The organism is Ferrimonas lipolytica (genome assembly GCF_012295575.1).
Classification (GTDB): domain Bacteria; phylum Pseudomonadota; class Gammaproteobacteria; order Enterobacterales; family Shewanellaceae; genus Ferrimonas; species Ferrimonas lipolytica.
Window position 1 is genome coordinate 2,237,698 of the sequence record NZ_CP051180.1, and the last position, 19,055, is coordinate 2,256,752.

General features: G+C 49.9%; 15 protein-coding genes. 6 read left to right on the forward strand and 9 right to left on the reverse strand.

What is annotated here, in order from left to right:
* Positions 1-207: 207 nt before the first annotated feature.
* A complete protein-coding gene (locus HER31_RS10310; RefSeq protein ID WP_168660498.1) occupies positions 208-1,536 on the forward strand; it encodes an outer membrane protein transport protein in 1,329 nt (442 codons plus the stop codon).
* Positions 1,537-1,806: 270 nt separating this feature from the next.
* Complete coding sequence (locus HER31_RS10315; RefSeq protein ID WP_168660499.1) at positions 1,807-2,151, forward strand: rhodanese-like domain-containing protein; 345 nt, start codon at positions 1,807-1,809, stop codon at positions 2,149-2,151.
* A 476-nt stretch (positions 2,152-2,627) separates the two neighbouring features.
* Here HER31_RS10315 and rssA read toward each other — a convergent pair whose 3' ends face one another.
* Complete coding sequence (rssA, locus tag HER31_RS10320) at positions 2,628-3,605, reverse strand: patatin-like phospholipase RssA (protein WP_168660500.1); 978 nt, start codon at positions 3,603-3,605, stop codon at positions 2,628-2,630.
* Positions 3,606-3,790: 185 nt separating this feature from the next.
* On the opposite strand from rssA, the gene HER31_RS10325 reads away from it, so the two are divergent.
* The 4 genes from HER31_RS10325 to HER31_RS10340 all read left to right on the forward strand — a co-directional run bounded on the left by HER31_RS10325 (position 3,791) and on the right by HER31_RS10340 (position 9,828).
* The gene (locus HER31_RS10325; RefSeq protein ID WP_168660501.1) at positions 3,791-5,350 is read left to right on the forward strand and encodes a SulP family inorganic anion transporter; all 1,560 of its coding nucleotides are present in this window, start codon (positions 3,791-3,793) and stop codon (positions 5,348-5,350) included.
* Positions 5,351-5,794: 444 nt separating this feature from the next.
* Positions 5,795-6,058 carry a hypothetical protein gene (locus HER31_RS10330; RefSeq protein WP_168660502.1) on the forward strand — a complete coding sequence of 88 codons (264 nt, stop codon included), beginning with the start codon at positions 5,795-5,797 and terminating at the stop codon, positions 6,056-6,058.
* Positions 6,059-6,330: 272 nt separating this feature from the next.
* The gene (locus tag HER31_RS10335; RefSeq protein ID WP_168660503.1) at positions 6,331-7,278 is read left to right on the forward strand and encodes a LysR family transcriptional regulator; all 948 of its coding nucleotides are present in this window, start codon (positions 6,331-6,333) and stop codon (positions 7,276-7,278) included.
* A gap of 201 nt (positions 7,279-7,479) precedes the next feature.
* Positions 7,480-9,828: an OmcA/MtrC family decaheme c-type cytochrome gene (locus HER31_RS10340; protein WP_238786805.1), complete on the forward strand. Its 2,349-nt coding sequence runs from the start codon at positions 7,480-7,482 to the stop codon at positions 9,826-9,828.
* Between the two features lie 220 nt (positions 9,829-10,048).
* Here the strand turns inward: HER31_RS10340 and dbpA are convergent, their stop codons facing one another.
* From dbpA to HER31_RS10380, 8 genes are all read right to left on the reverse strand, one after another.
* Positions 10,049-11,434, reverse strand: coding sequence for an ATP-dependent RNA helicase DbpA (gene dbpA / locus HER31_RS10345; protein WP_202983549.1), 1,386 nt, complete (start codon positions 11,432-11,434; stop codon positions 10,049-10,051).
* A gap of 124 nt (positions 11,435-11,558) precedes the next feature.
* Positions 11,559-12,767, reverse strand: coding sequence for a flagellar hook-associated protein FlgL (flgL, locus tag HER31_RS10350; protein WP_168660504.1), 1,209 nt, complete (start codon positions 12,765-12,767; stop codon positions 11,559-11,561).
* A 13-nt stretch (positions 12,768-12,780) separates the two neighbouring features.
* Complete coding sequence (gene flgK / locus HER31_RS10355; RefSeq protein WP_168660505.1) at positions 12,781-14,685, reverse strand: flagellar hook-associated protein FlgK; 1,905 nt, start codon at positions 14,683-14,685, stop codon at positions 12,781-12,783.
* Between the two features lie 13 nt (positions 14,686-14,698).
* Complete coding sequence (gene flgJ / locus HER31_RS10360) at positions 14,699-15,670, reverse strand: flagellar assembly peptidoglycan hydrolase FlgJ (protein ID WP_168660506.1); 972 nt, start codon at positions 15,668-15,670, stop codon at positions 14,699-14,701.
* Positions 15,670-16,770 carry a flagellar basal body P-ring protein FlgI gene (locus HER31_RS10365; RefSeq protein ID WP_168660507.1) on the reverse strand — a complete coding sequence of 367 codons (1,101 nt, stop codon included), beginning with the start codon at positions 16,768-16,770 and terminating at the stop codon, positions 15,670-15,672. Before HER31_RS10365 ends, flgJ begins: the two co-directional genes overlap by 1 nt.
* 13 nt (positions 16,771-16,783) lie before the next feature.
* Positions 16,784-17,476: a flagellar basal body L-ring protein FlgH gene (gene flgH, locus HER31_RS10370; protein WP_168663276.1), complete on the reverse strand. Its 693-nt coding sequence runs from the start codon at positions 17,474-17,476 to the stop codon at positions 16,784-16,786.
* A 13-nt stretch (positions 17,477-17,489) separates the two neighbouring features.
* Complete coding sequence (flgG, locus tag HER31_RS10375) at positions 17,490-18,278, reverse strand: flagellar basal-body rod protein FlgG (protein ID WP_168660508.1); 789 nt, start codon at positions 18,276-18,278, stop codon at positions 17,490-17,492.
* Positions 18,279-18,290: 12 nt separating this feature from the next.
* Complete coding sequence (locus tag HER31_RS10380) at positions 18,291-19,031, reverse strand: flagellar basal body rod protein FlgF (protein WP_168660509.1); 741 nt, start codon at positions 19,029-19,031, stop codon at positions 18,291-18,293.
* Positions 19,032-19,055: the final 24 nt, after the last annotated feature.

Sequence of the window (19,055 nt, forward strand, 5' to 3'; positions counted from 1 at the left end):
ATGAGGCGCAATTGCGCTTCATTTTGTTAATGGCAATTAACACCTTAAACACCAATAACTTACATCAAAAAGAAAAAGCTTGACCAACGTCTCGTTTACCTCTAATTATCATCTGGTCGGATATGTACCAAGACAGCTCAGCCTTAACATTTTCAACCAATAACAACAGCCCTGTTTAAGCTGTAATAGAGACTGATGATGAAAAAAATGACTAAAATTGCTACTGCTTGCGCATTAGCACTGATGAGCAGCCAATCTTTTGCTGCTGGCTTTTTATTAAACGAGACTTCTGCTTCTGGCCTAGGCCGTGCGTTTGCCGGTGAAGGTGCTGCCGCTGACGATGCCGCTGTTTTGGCGCGTAACCCAGCCGCGATGGCGTTATTTGATACTGCTGCTCTATCCATCGCTGGCACCTACATCGATCCGGGCGTAGACATGAACGGTGTCACCAACCCGTTCGGCGATCCTAACAATCTAGATATCGATGGCGCTGCACCAGAAGCATTCATTCCTGCCGCTTACTACATCCGCCCGCTGAACGATAAAGTTGCGGTTGGCTTTGCCGCCTTTACCAACTTTGGTTTGGGTACTGATTTTGATGATGACCATGGCGCAGGTCCGATTGCCGGCAAAACCGACATGATCACCATGAACTTCAACGCCAGTGTATCCTACCGCATCAACGACAACTGGAGCGTAGGTGCCGGTGCCAACGTAGTATACGGCGATGCCGAATTCGAACGCTTTTTAGGTGATACTGCCGACTTTATCAACAGTCAATTGCCTGTTCCATTTGGTCTAGAAAACACCGACGTTGCCGCGTCAATGAAAGGCGATGGTTTCGGTTACGGTTACAACATCGGCGTGATGTATGAAGTAAACGATCGCCATCGTTTCGCATTAACCTACCGCTCCGATATCACCTTAGAGCTTGAGGGTGACTATTACAGCGATCTTCCATCTGGCGCTGGTTTGAACGGCACTAGTGGCGAAAAGATTGATGGTTACCTCGATCTTGAACTGCCTGCCATCGCTGAATTCTCTGGCTACCATGAGATCACTGATCAGGTAACCCTGCACACTACCGTAATGTGGACCAACTGGTCTGTATTTGAAGATATTGACGGTCGAGCTGACGGCGATAGCACCTTAACCGGCGGCTTATGTGGCCTTAATCCAGTGGGTTGTGAAGTCAGTGATGGTGACTCACTGCTACTTAAAGAAGAAAACTTTGAAGATGCGTGGCGCTTCGGCTTAGGTATGACTTACAAAGTAAGCTCTGAAGTTGCTTTGCGTGCCGGTATCGCTTACGACGAGACCCCAGTGCCAGAAAACCATCGTTCAATCTCGATCCCAGACTCAGACCGTATTTGGTACTCTATTGGTGCTAACTACCGCATGAGCGATCAATCTAGCATCGACTTCGCATTCTCCTTCATCGACGGTGAAGAAGTTGAAGTAAATGAATCTGGCTTCGTGCTGGAGTCAGAAGGCAATGCTATCTTGGTTGCAGCACAGTACAACTACGCATTCTAAGCGTATCTAGTGGCAACAAAAAGGAGACCATAGGGTCTCCTTTTTTGCGTTTAGCCAGCGCTAGCGTTCAATTAAAGCGCTGCTAAGATCACAATATCCAATCACTATTAATCGCCTTCGACCATTATCTCGCTATGATGTGGCAGCTTTAGTTAATCACGGTGGCTGGTTAGCAACGCTCCGGCTACCCTATGGAAAAGCTCATTAGAAATTGAACCAACCTGATTAGCACCCGCCTAAACAGAAGGCCCCCCTATTCAAGGATTGAAAATGAAAAATTGGTTAATTGTGGCCTTCGCCACCTTGTTGTCGTTTTCAGCACTCGCTAGCGAACGTGCTACCGAAGCTTGGTCATTGATCAACGACGGAGCTGTACTTATCGATGTGCGCACCACTGATGAATTTCTGGCGGGACACATCCCCAACGCTCATCATCTCGAGTACAACACCATATCGACAACCATCGGTAAGCTTCATATTCCAGTAAGCAAACCAATCGTAGTTTACTGCCGCAGCGGTAATCGCAGTGGCATTGCTGAAAAAACGCTACTGAAAATGGGTTATACGGTACACAATGCCGGTGGCCTTAATGAGCTACTCGCTACCCGCAAATAAAAGGCTGTGTCGTAATTAGCTGTTGAAGTTTATCTTTAGCCTTAGGGGGAGCTTCGCCCCCCTTTGGAATCCCCCTTGCCTTAGGTCGCAGTCCAAAACGCTTCGCTGAACTGCTCCAATGCGGCAGAAGGTCAACGACGGCAGTGCTTTACCCTTGTATCAACACTCGCCTAGCCGGTGCTTTAACAGCCTTGAAAAGAACAACACTTAATTGGTACACAGCCAAATAAAATCGCTTCATAAAAATGGGTTGTTGTTCTCATTTATATGAAACGAATGTTGGCGGTGCAAAAATGAAAAAGGTAAAGCACCGCCGGTGGGTTAAGGCGCGAGAGTAAAGACTCAACATGTTTAGCCACCGTCACCACTGTGATATCGACGCCAACACCACTCTTACTATTAAGGTCGAAAGCTTAACAGTAACTTCAACAGTGAGTTGCGCCCCAAGGCCTCAGTTAGCGGTTAGCGGTTAGCGGTTAGCGTAGATGCCGAGCCTGTTGCAAGCGCGCAACCTCGGCTTCCAAAATATGCGCCACTCTAGCTACCGCCGCCTCCCCAGCCTCAATTGCATCGGCAGCCCGTTGAAACTCAATGGTGACAATGTCACCAACCTGAGGTAGCACCACCACCTCTGGTGGATCCCCCATCATCTTCGAACGCTTATGGCGCTGCTCCAAGATCTCCATCGACTGATGCATAACCGCCAGCGCGTTGGATTGGGCAGCATCGTTACCGCTAAAGCTGTCGGTGATGCGGTCAATAAACTCACGCCCAGAAACCAGCAAATCCATAAAGCCACCGCTATGACTTTTCACCGGTACAACTGACGATGCAAGCTCGTCATCTGACTCCAACGGTTTATCAGTATTAATCCGCACCGGCATTTCACCATGTTGACGTCCATCACCATGCAGATCGACCGCAATCACCATGTCTGCCCCCAACGCTCGTGCTGCCGATACTGGCACTGGGTTAACCACTGCACCATCGACTAACCAACGATTACCAATCTGTTTCGGCATAACAAAGCCGGGGATTGCACAAGATGCACCAACCACGTCCTCAAGTTTGCCCTGCTCCAGCCAAACTTCTTGGCCACTGTAAAGATCGGTGGCAACCGCAATGAATGGCATCGTCAGCTCATCAACGCTATTAATGCCTATTGCTTCAGTTGCGGCGGCAAACACGCGCTCACCGCCAATTATCCCGCCTCTACGCCACGATAGATCCAATAGGTTAAAGACATCCCAACCACTGAAGTTGCAAACCCACTGTTCCAGTTCATCCAATTTACCCGCGGCATAGGCGGCGCCAACAAACGCACCAATGGAACAACCAGCCACTAGATTTGGTTTGATCCCCAATCTATCGAGCCCTCGCAGCACACCGATGTGAGCCCAACCTTTAGCGGCGCCACTGCCTAACGCGATGCCGATACGGATGTCGTTATCCATAATAAATGTCCATTTATTTCAATGTGATAAATATATTCTATGGTTTATTTTTTATAATCCACATGACCTGCCCTCATCCGCACTACCCTTAATTTAATATGAAAGCAATCATACTTTGACAAGGTGTGGTGCAGGTGGTACTTTCGCGCGCTTATTTTTAACCAAATTTCAGGCTCATCCTATCAATGTTTGAACTTCGCAGTAATCCTGATGCTTCCGCTAAAGCGGATCTGCTCTCCGGTTTAACCGTAGCGCTAGCACTGATACCAGAAGCGGTGGCCTTTGCCTTCGTTGCCGGTGTCGAACCAATGGTTGGTTTATACGCCGCCTTTATCGTAGGTATTATCACCGCAATCTTTGGCGGTCGTCCGGGCATGATCTCCGGCGCAACTGGCGCCATGGCCGTTGTGATGGTCGCACTTGTTGCTGAACACGGGGTTCAATACCTGTTTGCAGCGGTGGTGTTAACCGGCATATTGCAGATCAGTGCTGGCTTACTGCGCCTAGGTAAGTTCATCCGTTTGGTGCCTCACCCAGTAATGTTGGGTTTCGTCAACGGCTTGGCCATTGTGATTTTCCTTGCTCAGCTAGGTCAATTCAAGGTACTTGATGCCTCTGGCAGCATGGTTTGGATGCAAGGCGAAATGCTTTACACCATGCTGGGTCTTATCGCCCTAACCATGGCTATCATCCACTTCCTACCGAAACTGACCAATGCCATTCCATCATCATTGGCTGCCATTTTAGTGGTTGCTCTATTGGTACATGGTTTAGGGCTAGATACCCCAACCGTAATTGATTTCGTTCGTTCGATGACAGGCGACGTTAACTCCACCTTGGAAGGTAGCTTACCAACCTTCGCTATCCCAGCGGTGCCGTTTAACTTCGAAACTCTGTGGATCGTATTGCCATACAGTATGATTTTAGCCTCTGTTGGCCTGATTGAGTCATTGCTTACATTGACTCTGGTAGACGAATTGACCCAAACCCGTGGTAAAGGTAACCGCGAGTGTGTGGCTCAAGGCAGCGCAAACTTAGTGTCCGGTTTCTTCGGTGCAATGGGTGGTTGTGCCATGATTGGTCAGTCGATGATTAACATCAACTCCGGTGGCCGTTCGCGCCTATCCGGTGCATCAGCGGCAATGTTCCTGCTGGCGTTCATCTTATTCGGTGCAACCCTTATTGAGATGATACCAATCGCGGCACTGGTTGGTGTTATGTTTATGGTGGTACTGGGTACCTTCGAGTGGTCAAGCTTCCGCATTGTCAACAAGATCCCTAAGTCCGATGCCTTCGTCATTGTGCTGGTATCAGCGGTTACTGTATTGACTGATTTGGCCATTGCAGTATTGGTTGGTGTAATCGTTTCCGCCCTGCGCTTTGCTTGGGAACACGCTACCCACATGATGGCGCCAAGCCATATCGATCAGTTCGGTCGCAAGATTTACAAGGTTCAAGGGCCGTTGTTCTTCGCTTCAACCACCTCGTTCCTTGAGCTGTTTGACGCCAACAACGATCCGGAAGATGTAATTGTCGACTTCGCCGATTCTCGAGTTGCCGATCACTCCGCTCTGGAAGCAATTGATACCTTGGCAGAGCGTTACCTGCGCGAAGGTAAGCGTCTGCACCTCCGTCACCTAAGCCCTGAGTGTCGTCGCCTGCTGCACAAAGCTGGCAACCTGGTTGAAGTGAACCTGATGGAAGATCCTAACTACAAAGTAGCAGTGGACGAATTGGCCGGTTAAACCGCTGCCCTTTCTGTCATGCTAGAAAAAATGGCGCTAACCAGTGGTTAGCGCCATTTTTTTGCTGTGTCATAGTTAGCTGTTGAGAGTTATCTCAAGCCTGCGGCTGAAGCGGTTGTGATGTTTACAAGGGGCTCTGTCGCGGTGGCGACGGCACACTCGTATGCATTAGGGGGGAGCTTCGCCCCCTTTGGAATCCCCCTTGCCTTAGGTCGCAGTCCAAAGCGGCAGAAGATCGACGGCGGTAATACTTTCCTCTTGTACCAAAACTCGCCTAGCCGGTGCTTTAACAACATTGGAAACAACAACACTTAGCTGGTACACAGCCGATTAAAACGATAACCATCAGTGCTACGGATATCGACCAGTTGAAGTCCTCCGTCAGTACCAGCAACGCACAAATCAACCAAATCTATCAGCCGCTAAGTTCTGCTCCCCAAATTATTGCCACCAACGACAGTCGGTTCCAAAGGCTATACCACCGATGTACTGGCCTATGAATGGATCCATGCAGAGCTACCTCATCGCATTGAATTTGTCGCCGAACTGACGCAGCCCCCGACATGGTTTAGCAAGAGAGCTGCAGCCAAAGTCGATTATCGCGCCACACTGCTGCTGCCAAATAACAGCCTAATCGAAGATGAAATCACTCAGATTAAGTCGGTGTTTTCATTTAAAGACTTTATCGGCAGTGATCTCCGTTATTAGTCAGCAGCACGGGTTGCCATTGAGCCCTATGAGCCGAAAATGATCTATGCTGACCTAGAGAGTTCGAATCAAGGCGCAAACTTTGCTGAACTGATTAATTAACGGGATTCACTGTGGCTTTGGACAATTTCTAACAATCCAACCGCCACACCTTATATTAACAAAATCTACATCATTAAAATCTACATCACGAAAAACTAATTAAGGGATTGCAGATAGATGGCTCATCACCTAACTTGAATCACTCTCCCATTTGGCAAGGACGGCGCTCAGTGTTAGAAAAGCTTAGAGAACTCGATTTTTTTAGTCTAATGGTATTTAAAACCATTAGTGATACTCGCCATGCCAACGTTGCGGCTCAGCAATTAGCGGTTTCACCATCCAAGGTCAGCCGTTGTTTAAACTCAATGCGGCACCTATTGGACGACGAACTGTTTTACCGACGCCAACAGGGGCTGTTACCGACGCCACTGGCAGAGCGCTTATATCAACCGGTCTGTAAGGTATTAGCCAGTTACCAACAATTCGAGTCTCAAGTTTATCCAGTTTCCAATGAACAGCAATCTAAAATAAAAATTGGCGTTTGCTCATTATTACTTCCTGCTTTAGCTCTGCGCTTACATCAATTAAACAATAACTACCTATTATCTACTATTGATTTATTTCAATGGAGTAGCGATTCCATTGAAAAAATAAATCAAGGCGAGCTTGATATCGGTGTGTGCTTTGAGCGAAACGATTCAAATAATATTACCTATGAAACACTAGGCAACATTAAATCAATGAGCTTAGTCGCCGCTAACAACCACCCAGTCTGGGCAAATATAGATAACTTCTCGTTAGAGTTAATGTGCGACTACCCGTTCTACTATGTTCCCACACCGGGGCTAAACAAGCGGGTAGATCCAATCGAGGCATACTGCCACCAACAAGGGATAACACCGCCATCGATTGAAAGCTGCGTAGATAGAGAAGAGCTATACGCCAAACTCCTCACTGGGCCGGGGTTAACATTTTCAGGCCCTAAGGCGATCAGTGACTTCAATGCCAACATGCCAGGGCTAAGCGTCTTTGACCTACCGCAACAGCAGGTTGATGCTATCCATGCTTGCGCCTCCTCACCGATGTACCGGTTGGTTGAACGGATGCCAATATATCGTCGTTATGACGATGAAATGAGAACAACTATTATTAATATCTTAAAGCAGATGATTAATTGATATAGTTGCGATTGAAAATGGAAAAGAATTTACTCACTAGCAGCAATTGAAATTATCAATATCAATTGCTGAAATTCTACTTTAGGCATGTTAATGCACAGTTCACAAAGATAAAAACCAATTACTTCATAGGCTTTTCTAATGTTCCGTTATCGCTAATAGTTAATTTACTGCGATTGCAGTCAAATAATAAGGAACGTGATGATGAAACGATTCAATAAATCGATATTAGCAGTGACGCTAAGTAGTCTACTGTGCATTGCCGGTTGTAGTGATGGCGATGATGGTTCTGATGGTGCTGATGGCGCACCAGGTGCTCCAGGCGAGCCGGGAAGTTCCATTGGTAACACGACCAGCTCCGTTGCCTCTGCTGCTGATCTCATGCTCACCCTAGCCCCTAGCGACATTGTTGTCACCGGAACCGACGCGTTCCAAATTAAGTTCACCGCTGCAGGCACCAATGCTCAAGGGCAGACTGTGCCATTTTCTGGCCTAGATAAAATTGCAATCTACGTTACCAACCAAGCAGCTAACGATACTGAAATCGGCTCACCACTGTTATGGACTAACCATGCCATGGCTAATGACGCTGGTTACTCGATGTACTGTACTCCAGAAGGCACTACAACCTCTTGGGGCGCAGAAGTAGACGCCTGTACCTTAGTAGAGGACGCAGATAATCCAGGCACCTACACCGGTACATGGGAGCACGAAGGCGCAGCACCGATTATCCTTGCTGATGGCGATGTCAACAATCTTCACCGAGTGATGATTCGTACCTACGACCTCGTCGATGCCAATGGTGACGCCGTTGACAATAAAGCGCTCTCCGCTGTTTTAGACTTCATTCCAGCTACTGGTGAGCTGGCGATATCTGAAAAAGACAGTGTATCTAACGAATCTTGTATCAAGTGTCACGGCGAGATTGATGGTTACCCTGAAGGTGAATACCGCATCTCCAATATCGAAGCACACCACAACTACCAACAAGTTGAGAACTGTATCGCTTGTCACAACCCTGCTATCGCCGGCGGTGAAGACGACCCAGCTATCGGTTTTAACGCAGACTTTGGTCCAATGATCCACCGCTTACACGCAGGCCATAACATTGAAGAGATGCTGGAAGGTGAAGCAGCAGAGATGTTTGGCCATATTGGTTACCCTGCTGAATTAACCGAATGTACTGTTTGTCACGATGGCGAACCAACATGGGCGTTCAACATTACAGCTGATGCCTGTGAGTCTTGCCACATTGACGTTGACTTCGCTACCGGCGAAGGCCACTCCCAATACAATCTGGCTCAGTCAGACGACGGTTCTTGTGCCGAATGTCACGGTTCAGGTGGCTTATCGCCAGCCGAAGCACACAAAATCGGTCGCCGCGACGACATGGTTGCTGCTAAAGCGTTTGTAGTTGAGGTGCAAAAACTTGAAGTTATCGACAACGGCATTAACGATGACTTTAGCAGCACACTTCGTGCTACTTCTAAAGTCACCATGAATGGCGCGGACCCAGCCGATGACCTAGATTTCACTCCTTACATGACCAATTCCGATCGCGGTTTGTTGATCGGTAACGTCGATGCCAACGGCACTGTTACTCGTGGCATGGGCATGAAAGTAACTACCGGCGGTGGCAACTTCGTTAGCCTCACAGATGGCATTTTGATCACTGAGATGCTGGTAGATGATGCTCGTCTTACCGGCACTCTATACGCTACTGCTGAAGTTCAGGTTTGTGGTGATGGCACGCAAACAGTTGAATGTGGCTCTGACGAAGCCTTGACTAACCTCGATGGTTCAGATTTTGGCTTTGCCAACGATGCACCAATTAACTACATCGATCTTGACGGCGGTGAAGCCATTACTGCACGTATCGATGATCCTAGCCGCACTACCATTGATGAAAGTACCTGTAACGCTTGTCACGACAACCTAACTCACGTTAAAAGCACTCATGGTGCTAGCGACTTCAACCAGTGTATGGATTGTCACAACGAAACCTGGGGCGGTTCTTTCCACTCAGAAAAAACAGCCCTTCTGGTAGATGACGATGGTGAGTTCCTGTTAGATAATAGCGGTGAGCAGCAGATCATCGAGACACTGGATACCTACGGAACCCGCGATCTTGTTACCGTAGCCCACCGTTACCACAGTGGTGCTTGGGATAACGGCAGTGCTGTAGGTGTTTACTTAGTTCAGTACCCTGACGGCACTAACGAAACCCATGGCTACTCTGCACCATCTACTGACTGTGAAGCTTGTCATATCGAAGATGTACAATTCTTCGCTGCAGATGGTGGTTTGTTCTCTGGTAAACGTGCAATGTCTATTGGTGATGATGAATTCATCTCGCCAGTGTCAGAGGCTTGTCGCTCTTGTCACCAGCACTCTACTGAGTCCGCTTTGGCTCACTTCAAGTCAAATGGTGCTTACACACTAAATGACGCCGCAGACACTGAGAACCTGCCAGTAGAAAGCTGCGCCGTATGTCACGCTGAAGGCAAAACCTACGGTGTTGATATCATGCACGCTGGTGGTTCCCACTAACTCCTAATTGGTCGGGGCTTGCTCCGGCCTTTAGGCAACCGTTGCTAGGCGGCTTTCCCTGCTAGAGTCGCTCGGCAATCCAAAGGAAGGACATTTGTCCTTCCTTTTTTAGTTGGTACTAAACCTAGCGCCAAGCCTTACTCTGTTACTTAATATTTGCCGCAGTCTATAACGCAAAAACGACGCCGAAGCGTCGTTTTGATAGAGCGAAAACTGATAATTATTTATGCAGTTTTACAATCAAGTTGCGGCCTTTGATCTTGTCGCGTTGCAGAATGTGCAGGGCATTTTTAGCGTGCTCACGCTCAATTGCTACGTAGCTCAAACGGTCACCAACGTGGATGTTACCAACCACCTTGCCAGACAAGGTTTTATCGGCAGTCAGGGCGCCAAGAATATCGCCAGGGCGCATCTTGCTCTTACGACCAGCGCCGATAGAGATGGTCATCATCGGCGGGGTTAGGTCAACGTGGGTAACCAAGTTAAGGCTGTCGAACGACTCCCGTGGGATATCCACACCAGCTAAGTCTTCAATCGCCAGCAAGCGCTTGGTTTCGTTGCCGCTGCACAGGCTTACCGCTACGCCCTGCTCACCGGCACGGCCAGTACGCCCTACACGGTGGACGTGTACTTCAGGCTCAAAGGCGATGTCGTAGTTCACCACCATCGCCAGCGACTTAATATCCAAGCCACGGGCAGCAACGTCGGTTGCTACCAGTACCGAAGCACTCTTGTTACTGAAACGCACCAAAGTACGATCGCGTTCTTGCTGGTCGAGATCGCCATGCAGTTCCAGTACCGACACTCCTGCGTCATGCAGGTCGTCAGCGACGTTTTGACAGGCGATACGGGTGTTACAAAACACCACGGTCGACTCTGGCTGATGCTGTGCCAATAGCGCCAACAGGGCCGTTGGCTTTTGCGCTGGGCTCAGTTCAATCGCACTTTGTTCGATGTCGTTGCTCGGTTCAGAGTCAATCTTAACCATCACTGGCTGTGACTGAACCTTGGCGGTCATCGCCTCAATCTCAGTTGGGTACGTGGCTGAGAACAGTAACGTTTGGCGCTGATGCGGCACATCACCCATGATGGCGTTGATGTCATCTTCAAAGCCCATGTCGAGCATACGATCAGCTTCATCGAGCACTAATGTTTCTAAGCGATCGAGGTGCAGGTTGCCATTTTCTAGATGCTTACGAATACGGCCTGGAGTGCCTACCGCAATATGACAGCCGTGCTCTAGCGAACCGGTTTGGGCACGCATTGGCATACCACCGCACAGAGTCAAAATCTTTACGTTTGGCCATGCGCGCGCCAGTTGACGCAACACCTTAGTTACCTGATCCGCCAGCTCACGAGTAGGACACAACACCAGCGCCTGAGTCTGCATCCGTTTAGGATCAAGGTGGCTCAGCAGCCCTAAGCCAAACGCAACGGTTTTACCACTGCCGGTCTTTGCTTGGCCTACGACGTCATCACCACGCAGGATAGCGGGTAACGCTTGCGCTTGAATTGGGGTCATCTCGGTAAAACCAAGTTGATTTAAGTTGTCTACACAAGGCTTAGACAGAGGCAAAGAAGTAAAGGCAGAGGTCACGATAGGCATCTCATTATGGTGGGCAGTTAGGCTGCAATTTGAAGCAACCACGAACAAGGGCGGCGACTATAACAAAAAAAGCCCAAAGTGACTGCACTTTGGGCGATTCTTATTCGCTTAGTTAGCCATTAACCTAAATATAGTTAAACAAACTCACCGATTGGATCTGAGCAAACGATTGGGTAACCGCATTGAGTGCCAATGACTGCTGCTCAAACTTGGTAATGGCAGCGGCATAATCCAGATCCTCGAGGGAGGATTTAGCCGTGGCGTTCACCAGTTCCATGCTCTCGTGTTGCGCTTGGAAGGTATCTAATGAGCTAAGGTAGTTACCGCTTTCAGCACGAACCACCGACGCCGCCTCTTGGGCACCATCAAAGTCAGTCAATATCTGTGCAAATTCAGCCTGAGCATTGTTGCCTTCCAATCCATTGGGGCTGCGCAACAGATCGATGGCACTTTGCACGCTGGAAAAGACATCGGTTGTCGGTTGATGGCTAAGGGTAACCGAGTCACCATCCTCCGGGCTGCCACTAATAGCGATTTCACGGCCAGCAATGACCATCGGTTGACTGGCGTCAAATGGCTGGGTCGGCAGCAGTACGTTACCTTGGTCATCGGTAGCGGTGACGGTGCGGACGCCGCTACCGTCGTCACCAAAGGTCAACTCAATGCCATCAATGGCCGGCAGGCTTGGATCAATAATATCCGCTGACTCCACAAAGAAGTCACCGTTCATGGTGGCATTGGCGTAATCGGCGCTGTAATCACCACTGCCGGTGTTGGCATCCATAAACAGGGTTTGGCCACTCTCACTCACCTGTACGCTGATCCCCTCAGCAACCTGGCTGCTGCGACGGCCTTCGTCGCCAAGATAAGTGACATCGCCATTGGCGTCAGTAACAAACGGCTTCACATCGCTTTGGTAGCCAGCAAACACATAGTTACCGTTCTCATCCTGGGTATTGCCCAAGGCGATGATGCTATTAAGCCCCTCTTCCAGATCCAGTGCCAACGCTTCACGAGCGCTGTCGTCCAAGGCACCATCGTTCGACTGCAAGATCTTGTCGCGCAGGCTCATCAACAGATCTTCATACTCACCAACGCGAGATTCCTGCTGCGATAAACGGTTATTAGCTAGGGTGATGTTGTTTTGGTATTGGCTTAAACGCTCATCCTGCTGATTGAGGTTTTCCAGAGCGATACTGGCGACCGGATCATCCGCGGTGGTGTTGATCCGCTTACCGGTTGCAAGCTGCTGCAGCGTTTCATTACTTTCAATCTGCAACCGCGTCATGCTGCTGGTATTGGAGTTATAAAACTGGCTAGTGGCTAAACGCATCTGCTAACTCTCCTTAGCTAACCGCATTAAATAGAGTATCGAAGGTTTCCTGAGCAACCGTCATCACTCGTGCTGACGCTTGATAGGCCTGTTGGTGGCGGATAAGATCCGAAGCCTCTTCATCTAGGTTGACCCCAGAATCTGATGCAACACGGTCAATCGCCTGTTGCTGCACAATCGCCGCCGACTGCGCCGAAACCCCAGCGGCATTGGCTCGACCGGCGTTGTTGGTCATCATCGCTTGATAGACGTCGTGCAGGGTTCGGCTACCATCGCCCATCGTCTTCTGGTCGCCAATGGTCGCCATGTCTAATGCATTGCTGTTATCACCGGGGCCAAACGAGAGATCCAAGCTAAAGGTGTCGCCATCAGCACTGCTAGGGTCAACCTCAAGCAATATGCCATTGAACTCAGCATTGCCATCGGCATTGAGTGGGTAGGTGGTGCTGTTGCCAGCTTCATCGGTATGGATAAATTGACCATTGGTCATATCCAGCTCAATGGTGAAGCTCTCGCCAGTTGCCGGAAACGACGGGTCATTCCGGTCGACACTGACGAGGTTCAACGAACCATCACCACTAACGGTATCCAGCTTGTAGCCTGCTGCAGCGATAGACTCGCCCTCTTCCAGCTGCACCTCAAGATTGCCCGCCGCACCGCGAGTCGGTTCCAGCTCCCACTTATCACCGGCTGCTGGCGTACCTTGGCCGTCGATACGGATACTGAAACCCTCTTCACTATTGAGCTTGCCCGGGTCATTAGGGTCAACGGTAAGCGTGATGGTGTCGCCGGACTCATCGGTCATGCTGTAGTTGCTGCCATCAAACTCTAAGGTGTAGCTGTCGCCGCTAAGCTGGCTGACATCACCAATCTCAACCCCGATCTGTTTGCTGCCGGTATTGTCACCATACTGCGCTGCTCGGCCAACCATCTGTTGGCTATCGTTAATATCGGTAAACATGTTTTGACCGACGTTACCATTCAGATCAAAACCTTGCGATTGGCTCTTGTTAAAGGCATCGGCCACGCCAAGTGCCATCAAATCCAATTGCGAGCGCGCTTCTGACAAGTCGTTGTCGCGGTAATCCATCAGCGCTTGCAGCTGGCCGCCAACATCGGCGTCGGGCATCACGATAGTTTTGTCACCAGTAGTGCCGGTTAACTGCGTTTCATAATGAATGGGGTCTCCGCCGGTGACGCCGATCTGCATCGACTCTTCACCAGCCACCAGCATCATCGAACCGCCAGCCATCACACTCTTGACGCCATTGTCTTGCGAGATAACGTTAACCTGCACGAACTCAGACAACTCATTGATAAGTCGGTCTTGCTGATCAAGCAGGGTCATGTCGTTGCCCTGCACCGTAGCTAAGGCGGTGTTGATTGAGCCAAGCTCTTCAGTAATGGCATTGATGCGATCGATGGTGCCTTCAATCTGCTCATTAATTTGAGTCACCTGCCCATCAAGTTGGCTGCTCAAAGATTGATAAGAGGCAGCCAGCTGCTCTGCTGAGGTGAGGGTGTTTTCACGAACTGCCACGTCCATTGGCATATCAACGATGTTGTTGAGATTGTCGAGCACCGTATTAAGTGAGTCTGGTACCGCCGAGCCAACGTCAGTTAGGATCTGGTCCAGCTCCGACAACTTAGAGTAGGTGGTGGCCGCTTCTGAGTAAGTCGAGCCCGACAGGGTCAGCTCTTTCTGGGCATATTCGTTATAAACACGGCTGATGTCGGACACATAGGTGCCTGAGCCAACGAAGCTACTACCATAACGCTCCGAGTCTAATGAGCGTTGCTCAACGGTTTGGCGGCTATAGCCATCGGTACCGATGTTGGCAATATTATTCGACGTTGTGTTGAGCTGCTGCTGAGCTGCCAAAATGCCACTACGGGCAATGCTCATTAAATCGGCCATGACTTATACATCCTTATTGGTTCAAGCGCTGCTGCGTCAGCCGCTGGAACACACTTAAAATCTTGGTGGCGTAATGCGGATCGGTCGCGTAACCCGCTTGTTGTAATCCTGATGCAAAGCCCGCGGCGTCGGTTGCCTTGAGCGCTTCACTGTAACGGGGTTGCTGTAAAAACGAGACGTAATCATCAAAGCTGGCTTTGAGGTCATCATAAACACGGAATGAAGAGCGCTTCATCACCGCGACATTGTTTTCAAACTCAAGCGCATTAACTGCTGTTTTTTCACCGTCCCAACGGTTATCGGCCTTAATGTTGAAAAGATTATGAGAACTTTTGCCTTCATTGCCCGGTAAAATACTTCGACCCCAACCGGTTTCCAGCGCTGCTTGGGCAATCAACAGGTGTGGATCTTTATTAAGCTTCTTGGCGGCCTCTGCTGCGGCCGGTAACAGCGCCTGCACAAATTCATCGGGCTGGGTGAAGGTAAGTGGTTGCGTTTCAATACCGACTTCGCTGCTAAGCACACCTAACTCAACCAAACTGTTGTCTGCAGCGGCGGCGACTTCGTCGTTAGCTAGGTCATTGCCGCTTAACTCTCGACTGCCGCGGTTGTGATTGACGGTGCGAAGCGGTGACAAGCTATGCTCGTCCAACGTTGCCGAGGCATTGACTTCTTGACCACCACCGAGTTGTAGCACCATCAATTCAGCTAAGCCAAGCGACCCCTGACTCGACAGCTGTGAGGTCATCTGCTGATCGTGCATCTGCTCATAGAACTGGGTGTTCTGCGAGTTAAATGGGCTATCTTCGTCTTTAAAGGCAACATTCGCTTCACGCATGCTTTTAAGCATCATGTTAAGAAAGATCCCTTCAAACTGCTGCGCTACTTTACGGAGGCTGGCGTCTGGATCTTGCTGCGCTTGTTGGCGCAGCTCATCCAGCGAGGCGAGATCAAAGTAATGACTGCTTTGATTAATCTCGTCCATCAGATAATAACCAGTTCACCGCGCAAGGCACCGGACTGCTTAAGTGCCTCTAGAATCGCCATCAAATCCGACGGTGCTGCGCCCACTTCATTGACTGCCCGCACGAGCTCATCCAAGGTGGTGCCGGTTTCAAACTTAAACATCCGAGAGTTGTCTTCCTCAACACCCAGTTGAGTATTTGGTACCACCACGGTTTGGCCATTACCAAATGGGTTCGGTTGCGAGATCCCTTGGCTTTCTGAAATCGTTACCGTTAAGCCACCGTGGGTGATGGCCGTTGGCATCAAGCGCACATCTCGACCAACCACAATGGTGCCGGTACGGCTATTCACAATTACCTTGGCGGCTTCATCGGCCATATCAACATGCAGATTCTCAAGTACCGCTAGGTAAGCCACACGCTGGGAGGGATCCCGTGGCGCCGATACCTGAATCGAGGTGGCATCTAAGGCGCGAGCAACATTGGAACCCAACAGGCCGTTAACCGCATCAACAACGTGTTTGGCGGTGGAAAAGTCAGGACGATGTAAATTGAAAGTGAGGTAGTCGCCATTACCAAATGGGCTTGGTACCGCGCGTTCAACAATGGCACCAGATGGGATCCGCCCTACCGTTGGGGTGTTCTGCATTACGCTGGAGCCATCGGCACCTTCCGCCGAAAAACCAGAGACGATCAATGAACCTTGAGCGATGGCGTAAACGTTACCATCGGCTCCTTTCAAGAAGGTTTGCAGTAAGGTGCCACCACGGAGGCTTTTAGCGCTGCCAACCGACGAAATAGTGATGTCAATCTGCTGGCCGGGCTTGGTAAACGGCGGCAAGGTCGCGTGTACCGCAACCGCGGCAACGTTCTTCATTTTAGGGGTTGAGCTGGCCGGCAGGTTGATGCCGAAATTGGACAACATGGTGGCGAAGCTTTGCTGGGTATAACTGGTTTGCTCACCAGTGCCAGGCAAACCGACCACCAAACCATAGCCGAGCAATTGGTTGTCGCGCACCCCTTGCAAGTCGGTCACGTCTTTCAAGCGCATCGCATCAGCAGCTGTACTAAACAGCAGCGATGGCAAGATGATAGACAGGGTAAATAGAGCTTTTAACATAACCAATATCTCCTTAGAACGGCCATAGCGGGCCGGAGAAGAACTGCGTCAACCAACCTGTTTTTTGTGAATCGGCAAAGGTGCCTGTACCACTGTATTGAATGCGCGCATTGGCAACACGATGGCTATCGATGGTGTTATCTGGGTTGATGTCACGCGGGCGGATAATACCGGTGATACGAATAAACTCTTCGCCATCGTTGATGGTTAGCCACTTCTCTCCGCGGATCACCAAATTGCCATTGCTAAGTAATTGCATCACGTTAACCGAAATGGAGCCTTCAAGACTGTTGGACTGATCGGCATCGGCCTCTCGTGACACCTCATGGCCTTGATCGTAACCAAAGTCGAGGGTATTGCCGTTAATGGTTACCGCACTACCACCTGCGGTGATGGGCGCCAAAGCACCAGTGCTGTCGCTGCTCAGTTCATTACTGGCTGACTTCTTCGCTTTAGTTTCCTCTTCCAGCAACACGGTAATGATGTCGCCAACGCGGTGCGCCTTGATATCAGAGTAAAGTTCACCGCGGTTGCCACTGTTATAGAGTGAACCCGTTGCCACCACTTGATCCGTTGGCACGTCAGGATAAACCGGCGCATAAAACGGATCGTCCGGCATCGGTGCATTAGGGTGGGCACAGCCACCTAATTGAAATGCTGCCAACGCCAATATTGTTAGCCGAAGAGTTAGCCCTAAACGCACCATCTTAATCGCCCTATTACAACTGCTGGTTAAGGTTGGATAACATCTCATCCACGGTTGAGATCACCTTGGAGTTCATCTCATACACCCGCTGACTTTCGATCATATTCACCAGCTCTTCAGTTACGTTTACGTTAGAGCTTTCGAGCGCCCCCTGAAGAATTGAGCCCATACCATCGAGACCTGGAGTACCGATAACCGCATCACCGGATGCACCAGTTTGCAAGTAGAGGTTCTGGCCAATGGGCTCTAGACCGGTTGGGTTGATAAAGTTGGCGATCTCAATTTGACCGACTACCTGATTTTCGGTTTCGCCGTTAAGACGTACCGACACCTCGCCATCAGTCGATACGGTAATGCTCTGGGCGTTATCTGGTACCGCAATGCCGGGATCAAGCAGATAACCCGAGCCTGGAGTAACTAGCTGGCCCTCTTCATCCAATGCAAATTGGCCGTTACGGGTGTAACCGATGTTGCCATCGGGCAGTTGAATTTGAAAAAAGCCGGCGCCGTCCACCATCATATCGAGGCTGTTGTCGGTCGATTGCACCGTACCTTGGGTGAACACCCTTTGGGTCGCGGTTACCTTGGTACCAGCACCTAGAGTCAAGCCCGCTGGCATCTTGGTTTCTTGCGAGCTAATGCCGCCTGCTTGGTTAACGGTTTGGTAGAGCAGATCTTCAAATACTGCCCGACTCTTCTTAAAGCCAACCGTACTGGCGTTTGCCAAGTTATTGGAGATGTTAGCGATGTCAGTTTGCTGCGCATCCAATCCGGTTTTACTAATCCATAGTGCCGAGTGCATAGTCTAAATTCCTTATACGTCCATCATCCGAGAACCCGCTTGGTCGTTCTCTTCGGCTGTTTTCATCAGTTTGATTTGCATATCGAACTGGCGTTGTGCGGCCAACATGCCAACCATCTCTTCAACGGGATTGACGTTACTGCCTTCCAATGTGCCTGACTGTAATTGTACGGTGATGTCGGTGGGGTAATTGTCGTTATCTAGGTCGCGAAACAGGCCATCTTCACCCTTAGTTAAGTTAGCCACCTCTGGGTTGCTCAGGCGAAGCTGGCCAACCTCTTCAAAGCCATCTGCAGGAGCGCCCTGAGGGCGAACGGTCACCATGCCATCGACTGCAATCTCAACTTTTTCAATCGGCAGTGGCGCGAAAATAGGGCCAGCTTCACCCAGAACTGGGCGGCCTTGGTTGTTAAGCAGCATGCCCGTTTCATCGAAACGCAAAGCACCAGCGCGGGTAAGCCCTTCGCCACCGTTACCGTCTTGTACTACCAACCAACCTTGTCCCTTAATCGCCACATCCATTGCCCGACCGGTAGTCTTTAAGGCGCCGGAATCAAAGTTTGATGCTGGCCGCTCTTCCATCGCAAACACTCGAGTCGGTAGACCTTCGCCGTATGCTTGCATACTGCGGGCTTGGTGCATGTCTGCCTTAAAGGCATCACTCTTGGCGTTGGCCAAGTTATTGGCATGAACGCCGAGGGCATTCATGTTTTGCGTTGCACCACTAGCCGCAAGGTATAAGAAGTTATCCACCGTTAGTTTCCATCTAAATAGCGA